At 66.2% G+C, this 11232-nt stretch carries 1 protein-coding gene; it reads left to right on the forward strand.

Annotated features, from left to right (window positions below; translation table 11 throughout):
* Window positions 1-10 precede the first annotated feature (10 nt).
* Window positions 11-11232: Ig-like domain-containing protein (locus AC07PZ_RS24300; protein ID WP_495297790.1), on the forward strand; the 11222-nt coding region annotated here is incomplete at its 3' end.

The raw sequence follows: 11232 nt of genomic DNA on the forward strand, positions 1-11232 counted from the left end.
TCCCACAAATGTGAGCGTCACCGATCTCACGCCGCCGCTGGCACCGGTCGTGGAAGGCGTGATCGATCATGTCGGTATTTCGCAGGGGCCGATACTCGGGGACGGCACCAACAAGGGTCTCACGAACGATCCGACCCCTGAGTACAAAGGCACTGCCGAGCCGGGAGGTCTGGTCACCGTGCGAGACGGTGGCAAGTTCCTGGGTACCACCACCGCCGATGCTTCCGGCGAGTGGAGTTTCAAGCCGGGCAGCGCTCTCGATGAGGGTGACCATTCCTTCACGGCGCAGGTGACCGATGGTTCCGGCAACACCGGCCCGGAAAGTGAGGCGATCGAATTCACAGTCGACACGACTGCACCTCTCGCGCCCCTTATCCAGAGCTTGACGGACACCAAGGGCTCCATCACGGGTCAGATCAACACCGACACCGTCACCGATGACGTCAGTCCTACCATTGCTGGCAAGGCGGAACCGGGCGCACGGGTGACTGTCTACGATGGCACGACGGTGCTGGGTTCTGTCGACGTCGACGCACAGGGCTACTGGTCGTTCAAGCCGACCGGTACGCTGGCCGATGGCCGGCACGTCCTGGACGTGAACGTCACGGACCGGGCTGGCAACACTGGCCCGAAAGCGCAGTCGGTCAGCTTCGTGGTGGACTCCATCGCGCCCGACGCGCCCGTGATCTCTTCTGTCACGGACCACGTGGGTTCGTCGACGGGCGAGATAACCAATGGCGCAGCCGCGGCAATCGATGACGCCAGGCCGGTCTTCGCCGGCACGGCCGAAGCCAAGACTACCGTCATCATCAAGGACGGCGGTGTTCAGATCGGCACGGCAGTCGTAGCCGATGACGGCACATGGACCTTCACGCCCACGACGCCCCTGCTCAACGGTGCGCATCACATCACGGCATTTGCAATGGATGCGCCTGGCAATGTCAGCCAGCCATCTGCTGCGTTCGACTTCAACGTGCTTGCGGGAGGCGTGCCCACCGCACCGGCCATCACCAACGTGCTCGACGACGTGGGTCCGATCACCAGCATTGCAAAGGGTGGCAGCACCGACGACCAGACGCCTACCGTCAAGGGCACGGCCCCCGCGGGCAGCATCGTCACGCTGTATGACGAGAAAGGCGTCGTGCTCGGTACGGGCACGGCTGATGCAGATGGCCAATGGAGCATCACGACGTCGACATTGGCAGATGGGGATCACACGCTGAGCGTCACTGCAACCAATCCGACAACGGGTCAAGTCAGTCCGCCAACCGCTCCCTACCCGATCACCGTCGATCTCCAGCGGCCGGCGGCAGCGACCGCCACGCTGACCGACAACGTCGGCCCCAACACGGGTCCCATCACCGAAGGCACGATCACCGACGATGCGACCCCCGTTTTTGCCGGCACGGCACCGGCCGGCACCACGGTCACGGTGACCGACGGCGTTTCCGAGTTGGGCAAAGTCCTGGTGGATTCAACCGGTCACTGGAGCTTTTCGCCGCCCTCCGAACTGGTCGACGGCCGTCATTCGCTGACCGCGACGGTGACCGATTCGGCGGGCAACGTTTCGTTGCCGCCTCCTGTCACGGTGAATTTCATCGTCGACACGAGCAAGGTACTGGTGGCGATCTACGAGGTGCTGGACAAGGTCGGTGACATCATCGGGCCGCTGCAGCACAACGGATACACGGACGACCTGCATCCCACGGTCAGTGGCAAGGCCACTCGGGGCGGACTCGTCACGCTGCGCGATGGTGATGGCACCGTGCTGGGTACCACCACGGCCGACGTGCACACCGGTGAATGGAGCATCACGCCTTCCATCGCACTGGCGGAAGGCCTGCATGACCTAACCGCTACCGTCACGACCACGGCCGAGGGTCAGAGTGCGGCTACGGCCATCTTCCCGATCAATGTCGACGTCATTGCGCCGGACGCACCGGTCATCCTGACGGTCAAGGACGACACGGGCCCGATCCAGGGCAACCTGAAGCCGGGCGACTCGAGCGACGACACCACGCCCACCCTGACGGGCACGGCCGAGCCCAAGAGCATCGTCAGCATCTACGACCGGGGCCAGCTGCTTGGCACCGTCAAGGCGGACGAGTTCGGCAACTGGACGTATACGCCGGCCACGCCGCTCAACGATGGCGATCATCTGCTCACGGCCAAAGCCACCGACGAGGCCGGCAACAAGTCCGCAGCTTCTCCCGAGTGGGTCGTGACGGTCGACACCAAGACACCCGCTGTACCCGCAATCACCTCGGCGTACGACGACCAGGGCCAGACTGCGGAGCTGAAGAACAACGTCGATACCCCCCTTCCGTCCACAGACGACGCCCGCCTCGAATTCAAGGGAACGGGCACTGCAGGGATCACCATCATCGTCATGGAAGGCAAGGTGGAGCTCGGCAGGACGGTGGTCGGTGCCGATGGCACCTGGAGCTTCACGCCGGCCGAGCCGATGCTCAACGGCATCCACCATGTCACGGCGACCGGCATGGATGCTGCGGGCAACCTCAGCGAGGCATCGGTTCCGTTCAACTTCAAGCTGCTGACCGGCGGCGTGCCTACGGCACCGGCCATCACCAACGTGCTCGACGACACCGATGCCGGTGCAATCATCAGCATCACCCGAGGTGGCACGACCAAGGACGACACGCCCACCGTCAAAGGCACGGCAACGGCGGGCAACAGCGTCACGCTGTACGACGACAAGGGCGTGGTGCTTGGCACCACCACAGCCGATGCGGAAGGACAGTGGAGCATCACCACGCCGAAACTGGCGGACGGTCAGCACACATTGAGCGTCACGGCGACCGACCCGACGACCGGCGTGGTGAGCCCGCCGACGGCCCCGTATCTGATCAAGGTCGATCTCCACATTCCGTCGACCACCGCCAGCCTGACCGATGACGTCGGTGTGGTTGCCCCGATCCTGGACGGCGACGTCACGGACGATTCGACACCACTCTTCGCAGGCAAGACGGACCCGAACGCCACCGTCACCGTGCGCGATGGCATCAGCGTGTTGGCCACCGTGCGGGCGGACAAGGACGGCAACTGGACGTACACGCCGCCGACGGAACTGGACGACGGTCCGCATTCGTTCACTGCCACTGTGACCAGTGAAGCTGGCAAGACGGGGCCGGCCACGCCGGCGGTGAACTTCACCGTCGACACGAGCAAGGTACTGGTGGAGATCAACGAAGTGCTGGACAAGGTCGGCGATATCACCGGGCCGCTGCAGCACAACGGATACACGGACGATCAGCATCCCACGGTCAGCGGCAAGGCCACGCGAGGCGGACTCGTCACGCTGCGCGATGGTGACGGCACCGTGCTGGGCACCGCCACAGCCGACGTGCACACCGGCGAATGGAGCATCACGCCGACGGCCACGCTGGGTGCGGGTCTGCACAACCTCACCGCCACGGTCACGACCGCCGCGGCCGGCCAAAGCGCAGCCACGGCCGTTTTCCCGATCAATGTCGACATCGTCGCACCGGACGCACCGGTCATCCTGACGGTCAAGGACGACACGGGCCCGATCCAGGGCGACCTGAAGCCCGGCGACTCGAGCGACGACACCACGCCCACCCTGACGGGCACGGCCGAGCCCAAGAGCATCGTCAGCATCTACGACCGGGGCCAGCTGCTTGGCACCGTCAAGGCGGATGAGCTGGGCAACTGGACGTACACGCCGGCGACGCCGCTCAACGATGGCGATCATCTGCTCACGGCCAAGGCCACCGACGAGGCCGGCAACAAGTCCGCAGCTTCTCCCGAGTGGGGCGTGACGGTCGACACCAAGGCGCCTGCGGTCCCCGCGATCAGCTCGGCGTACGACGACCAGGGTCAGACCGCGGAGCTGAAGAACAACGCCGATACCCCCCTTCCGTCCACAGACGACGCCCGCCTCGAATTCAAGGGAACGGGCACGGCAGGGATCACCATCATCGTCATGGAAGGCAAGGTGGAACTCGGCAGGACGGTGGTCGGTGCCGACGGCACCTGGAGCTTCACGCCGGCCGAGCCGATGCTCAACGGCATCCACCATGTCACGGCGACCGGCATGGATGCCGCGGGCAACCTCAGCGCGACATCGGTCCCGTTCAGCTTCGAGCTGCTGACCGGCGGCGTGCCCACGGCACCGGCCATCACCAACGTGCTCGACGACACCGATGCCGGTGCAATCATCAGCATCACCCGAGGTGGCACGACCAAGGACGACACGCCCACCGTCAAGGGTACGGCGCAAGCCAACGAAGTGGTCGAGCTGTACAACGACAAGGGCGAAGTGCTGGGCCGCGCGACCGCGGACTCGAAAGGCCAATGGAGCATCACGCTGGCGCATCAGGATGACGGCCAGATCGGCCTGACCGTCAGGGGGACCGATCCGACGACAGGCGATGTCAGCGATGCAACGATGCCGTACGTGATCACCGTCGACACCCATCGCCCGTCGACCACCCTCACGTTGACCGATGACGTCGGCCTTTCCACCGGACCGATCCTGAACGGCGGCGAGACGGACGACCAGGAGCCCTACATTGCAGGCAAGACGGACCCGAACGCCACCGTCACCGTGCGCGACGGCATCATCGTGCTGGCCACCGTGCAGGCAGACGAGAACGGCAACTGGGAATACACGCCGCTGAAGGCCCTGGACCCGGGGCCGCACTCCATCAGCGCGACGGTCACGAGTGTCGCCGGCGTGGTCGGTTCGCCCACGTCCCCGGTGAACTTCACCATCGACACGCGCGGCGTCGACGTAGTGATCCACCAGGTGCTGGACGCCTATGGCGATATCCAGGGCCCGGTGTCGCCCGACGGATACACGGACGATCGTCACCCCACGGTCAGCGGTTACGCCACGCCAGGCGGACAGGTCACGGTGTACGACCGGGCGGGCCTGGAAGTGCTGGGCATCACCACGGCCGACATCCACACGGGTCAATGGACACTCAAGATCCCTGTCGAACTGGCGCAAGGCCTCCATGAGTTGACGGCCACCGTCACGACCGTGGCGGCCGGTGTGAGCGAGCCGACGGACGTCTTCCCGATCCATGTCGACAACGTCCCGCCGCCTCGACCGGCGATCCTGGAAGTCCTCGACGATGTGGGCCCGATCGAGGGCATCACCACGTCGGGCAAGCTGGTCACCGACGACAGCACGCCCAGCCTGTACGGCACGGCGGAAGGGAATGCGAAGGTCACCATCTACGACCGCGGCATCGCGATCGGTACCGTCAAGGCAGACGAGCTGGGCAACTGGTCCTTCACGCCGAAATCGCCACTCAACGACGGCGATCATCCGCTCACGGTCAAGGCCACGGACGCGGCAGGCAACGTGTCGCTGCCATCGGCCGAATGGGCCTTGACGGTGGACACCAGCGTGCCGGCCACGCCCACGACGATCACCTCCATCGTGGACCACCAGGGCACCAAGCAGGGGGCGCTCGACTACAGCGATCCCGACGTCGTTCCCGTCATGGACGACGCCCGCCCGGACATCTACGGCACGGCCGACAGCAAGCCGGGCACGATCGTGATCATCAAGGACGGAACGAAGCAGCTCGGCACCGCAGAGGTGGCTGCCGACGGAACCTGGCACTTCGTGCCGGTGGAACCGTTGCACAACGGCATTCACCACATCACCGCCATCGCGATGAACGAGGCCGGCAACCTGGGCCAGCCCTCGGCCGCCCTCGACTTCCAGCTGGTCACGGGCGGGCTCCCCACCGCGCCGGCCATCACCGAGGTCATCGACGACGTCGGCGCCATCACCAACATCGGCCGCGGCGACTACACCAACGACGACACGCCCACTGTCAAGGGCACGGCGCAGCCGGCCGAGCTGGTCACGCTCTACGACGAGAAGGGTGGGGTGCTGGGCACCGCCACGGCTGGCGCGGACGGCCTGTGGAGCATCACGTCGTCGCACCTGTCGGACGGCCAGCACACGCTGACCGTCACCGCGACCAATTCGGCGGGCAACGTCAGCGCTCCGACGTCGCCGTACCTCATCAACGTCGACACGCAGATCCCGGCGGCACCCGTCGCTTCCCTGGAGGACGACGTCGGCGTCAAGACAGGTCTCATCGCGAACGGCGACAGCACCGACGACCCGACCCCCCGGTTCTTCGGCACGGCGGATCCTCTGGGCACCGTCACCGTGATGGATGGCATCGAGGTGCTCGCCATCGTGCCTGTGGGTGCCGATGGCAAGTGGAGCTACACGCCCGCCGAGCGCCTGGACGATGGCCCCCATTCGTTCATCGCCATCGCGACCGACCGGGCCGGGAACGTGTCCGATCCCAGCACGATCAATTTCACCCTCGACACCCGAGCGCTCGTCGTGTCCCTCGACGAGGTGTTCGACAACGTCGAAAACATCGTCGGCCCGCTGGAGCGCGATGGGCACTCCAACGACGTGCGCCCGACCTTCAGCGGCTCCGCCACGCCCAACGGCGTGGTCAAGGTCTATGACGAAACCCATGCACTCGTCGGCCAGACCGTGGCCACCAGCGCCGGCAAATGGACGCTCACGCCCGCCTACGACTTCACGGAAGGCACGCATGACCTGACCGCCACGGTCACGACCTCGGCCGGAGGAGAAAGCGCACAAAGCGCGTCTTTCACGATCGTGATCGACACCATCGCACCGCTGCAGCCGGTGATCCTGAAAGACAAGGACGACGTGGGTGTCTATCAGGGCTACATCGCCTCCGACACCCCGAGCGACGACACGACGCCGGGCCTGTCGGGCTCGGCCGAGAAGAACAGCATCGTCGACATCTACGACGGCACGTTATGGCTCGGTGCCGTCAAGGCGGATGCGCTGGGCAACTGGCAATTCACGCCCAACCCGCCGCTCAATGAAGGTTCGCACAACATCAGGGTGACGTCGACCGACGATGCCGGCAACACGTCGCTTCCGTCGGCCATCTGGATCGTGAACATCGACGTCACGGCGCCCAACGTCCCGCCCACCAGAATCACCCTGGTCGCCGACGACCAGGCGCCGGACACCGGCTTCCTGGTCAGCGGCTCGGCCACGCCCACCAACGACCCCAACCCCGACTTCTACGGTGTGGCCGAAGCTGGCAGCACCGTCATCATCAAGGACGGCACGGTGGAAATCGGCCGGACCAAGGCCGACGGCAACGGCATCTGGTCCTTCACGCCCACGGAGCCGCTGATCAACGGCGACCATCACATCACGGCCACCGCGCTGGACAGTGCCGGCAATGCCGGCAATCCCTCGGCCGCATTCGACCTCAAGGTGCTCGTCGGTGGCGTGCCCACGGGCGTGGCCATCACCAACGTGCTCGACGACGTGGGGCCGATCACCAACATCCCCCCGGGTGGCACCACCGACGATCAGACACCCACCGTCAAGGGGACGGCGCCGGCGGGCAACACCGTCACGCTGTACAACGAGAACGGCCAGGTGCTCGGCACCGTCACGTCCGGTGCCGACGGATGGTGGAGCATCACCACGCCGATCCTGCCGGAGGGCCAGCACACGCTGATCGTCACGGCGACCGATCCGGCGACCGGTCATGTCAGTGAACCCACGACGCCGTACCTGATCAAGATCGATCTCCACCTGCCGGTGACCACCCTCAGTCTGGACGACGACGTGGCACCGGGCACCGGGCCGATCCTCGACGGCGACACCACGAACGACGCCAAACCGCTCATCGCGGGCAAGACCGATCCGAACGCCCTGGTCACCGTGCGCGACGGCATCATCGTGCTGGGCACGGCCACCGCGGACGAGAACGGCAACTGGCATTTCACGCCACAACGTGCGCTCGAAGACGGCCCGCATTCCATCACCGCGACGGCGACCAGCGTGGCTGGCGAGGTCGGGCCGTCCACGGTTGCCGTGAACTTCACCGTCGACGCGCGCGACGTGGCGGTGGCGATCTACGAAGTGCTGGACAAGGTCGGCGACGTGCAGGGGCTGCTGTCGCCCAACGGGTACACGGACGACGTGCGTCCGCGCGTCAGCGGCGTTGCCACGCCGGGCGGCCTCGTCACCTTGTTCGATGACCAGGGCCGGGTGCTCGGCACCGCCCTCGCGAATGCAAGCACCGGCGAATGGAGCATCCTGCCCACCGTCGACCTGGCCGAAGGCCTGCGCGGCCTGAGCGCCAAGGTGTCGACCGCCACCGGCGACACCACGACCGCGGCCTTCCTGATCCACGTCGACCTGACGGCGCCGGATGCGCCCGTCATCGTCAAGAACAAGGACGACGCGGGCGACATCAAGGGCTACGTGGCTTCCGGCGCTCCGAGCGACGACACCACGCCGACCTTGTACGGCACCGGGCCGGCGAAGACCAAGATCAGCATCTACGAAGGCAGCGCACGCCTCGGCAGCGTCATGTCGGACGAGCTGGGCAACTGGGTGTTCCAGGTCGTCAGCCCGCTCAAGGAAGGGTCGCACCTGCTCACTGCCAGAGCCACCGACGAGGCGGGCAACAAATCGCTGGATTCGAACGTCTGGAACGTGGTGGTCGACGTCACCGCGCCCGACGTACCCACGCAGATCAAGACGGCGTACGACGACCAGGGCCTCACGCACGGCGAATTCGCCAGCGGCGTGGGCACCGTCATCGACGACAGCCAGCCGGAGTTCCACGGCGTGGCCGAGAAGAACAGCAAGGTGATCATCAAGGACCACGGTGTGGAGATCGGCCGGGCCGACGTGGACGCCGACGGCAAATGGGTCTTCACGCCCATGCAGCCGCTGCTCAACGGCAGTCATGCCATCACCGCCACCGCAGTGGATGCGTCGGGCAACGTCGGCACGCCGTCCGCCGAATTCGACTTCCAGGTGTTCACCGGCGGTGTCGCGACGGCCACGGCCATCACGGCGGTCATCGATGACGTCGGCGAGAACGCCACCGAGATCCAGCCCAACGGCAGCACCAACGACAAGACGCCCACGGTCGTCGGCACCGCGCAGGCGGGCGCGCACATCACGCTGCTCGACGAGAACAATCAGATCCTGGGCACCGCCACGGCGGGCGCCGACGGTCGCTGGATCATCACCACGCCCGAGCTGTCGGAAGGCACGCACACGCTGACCGCCACCTCCATCGCGGCCAACGGCGACATCATTCCGCCGACCGGCCCGTACACGATCAGCATCGACATCACACCGCCGGCACCGCCGCTCGGAACCCTGATCGACAACGTCGAGGCCGACGTCGGCCCGATCACGGAAGGCAGTACGACGAACGACGCCACGCCGACCTTCAAGGGGACGGCCGTGCCCAACGGAACGGTCACCGTGTACGACGGCATCGTCAAGCTCGCCACCGTGTCGGTGGACGCGGACGGCAACTGGAGCTACACGCCGGTACTGGAGCCGGGCCCTCATTCGTTCGTCGCCACGGCGACCGATCCGGACGGCAACACGTCGCAGCCGACCAGCGCGTTGCACTTCACCGTCGACACCAGCAACGTGCCGATCGCGATCAACCAGGTGCTGGACCTGGTCGGTGACACCACCGGCCCGCTGCAACCCGACGGCTACACCGACGACCCGAGCCCCGTGGTCAGCGGCAAGGCCAGGCCGGGCGGCATGGTCACGCTGTACGACGGAGACGGCACGGTGCTGGGCGTTACCTTCGCCGATGTCCACACCGGCGAATGGACCATCCCGGTCCAGGTCAGCCTGCTCCCGGGCCTGCACAACCTGACGGCCACCGTCACGACCTCGCTCGGCGAGAGCGCGCCCACGGCCGCCTTCCCGATCCACGAGGTGTCGCGGCCCGATGCACCGGTCATCGTGTCCGTCAAGGACGACGTCGGCGTGCCGCAAGGGCTCGTCGCCAGCGGCCAACCGTTCGACGACAACACGCCGACCATCTCGGGCACGTCGACGCCGGGCAGCGAGATCACGCTCTACGACGACGGCAAGTACCTTGGCACCACCATGGCCGACGCCACGGGCACCTGGGTCTTCACGCCTGAATCGGCGCTCAATCTCGGCACGCACCCGATCACCGCCACCGCGACCGACGCGGCCGGCAAGTCCTCGGCGCCGTCAGCCGCATGGAACGTCGTCGTCGACACCAGCGGTGCGCTCATGCCGGACGGCAGCGTCGACCCGAGGTCGCTCGCCACCATCGCCATCACGCACATCACGGCCGACACCGGCGTGTACGACAACGACTTCAATACCTTCGACACCACCCTCGTCCTCGGCGGCACCAGCAGCGCGGCGGATGGCAGCAGGGTCGAGTTGCGGCTCGGCGGCGTCCACATCGGCTACTCCACCGTGGTGGGCGGCGTCTGGACCTTCGACTACACCAGCGTGTCCCTGGCGTCGGGCTACTACAACTTCCGTGCCGACATCCTCGACGACGCCAGCAACGTCGCCGCGTCGTCGAACGTGCGGCAAGTCACCATCGACACCAGCGGCCAGCTGCTGCCGGGTCCAGACGGCATCGACCCCGTGTCGCTGAAAACCATCGCGGTGACCGCCGTCACGCTCGACACCGGCGTGTACACGAACGACTTCAACACCAGCGACCAGACGTTGATCTTCAGCGGCACCAGCAACGCGGCCGACGGTTCCCATGTCGACGTGTTCCTCAACGGCGTGCACCTGGGCTACACCACCGTCATCGGTGGCGTGTGGACCTACGACCACACCGCCACCGCGCTGGACAGCGGCATCTACAACGTGCAGGCCGACCTGGTCGACGTCGCGGGCAACATCGCCGTGACCTCGGCGGTGCAGCAGGTGATCGTCGATCCCAGCGGTTTCACGCTGCCGGGCGGTGCGCCCGACCCATTGGCCACTAAGGCCATCGGCATCGCCGCCATCTCGGTCGACAGCGGCGTGTTTACCAACGACTTCAACACCAACGACCAGACGCTGGTCTTCAGCGGCACCAGCAACGCACCCGACGGTTCCCACGTCGACGTGCTGCTCAATGGCGTGCACCTGGGCTACACCACGGTCGTCGGTGGCGTGTGGACCTACGACTACACCGGCACGACGCTGGACAGCGGCGTGTACCAGTTGCAGGCCGATCTGGTCGACCTGGCCGGCAACATCGCCGTGGCTTCGGCGGTGCAGCAGGTGATCGTCGATCCGAGCGGTGGCACGCTGCCGGGCGGCGCACCCGACCCGCTGGCCTCCAACGTGATCGCGGTCGGCGCGATCACGATCGACAGCGGCGTGTCGTCCACGGACTTCAA

It is taken from the genome of Variovorax sp. GW821-FHT10B04 (assembly GCF_059415645.1).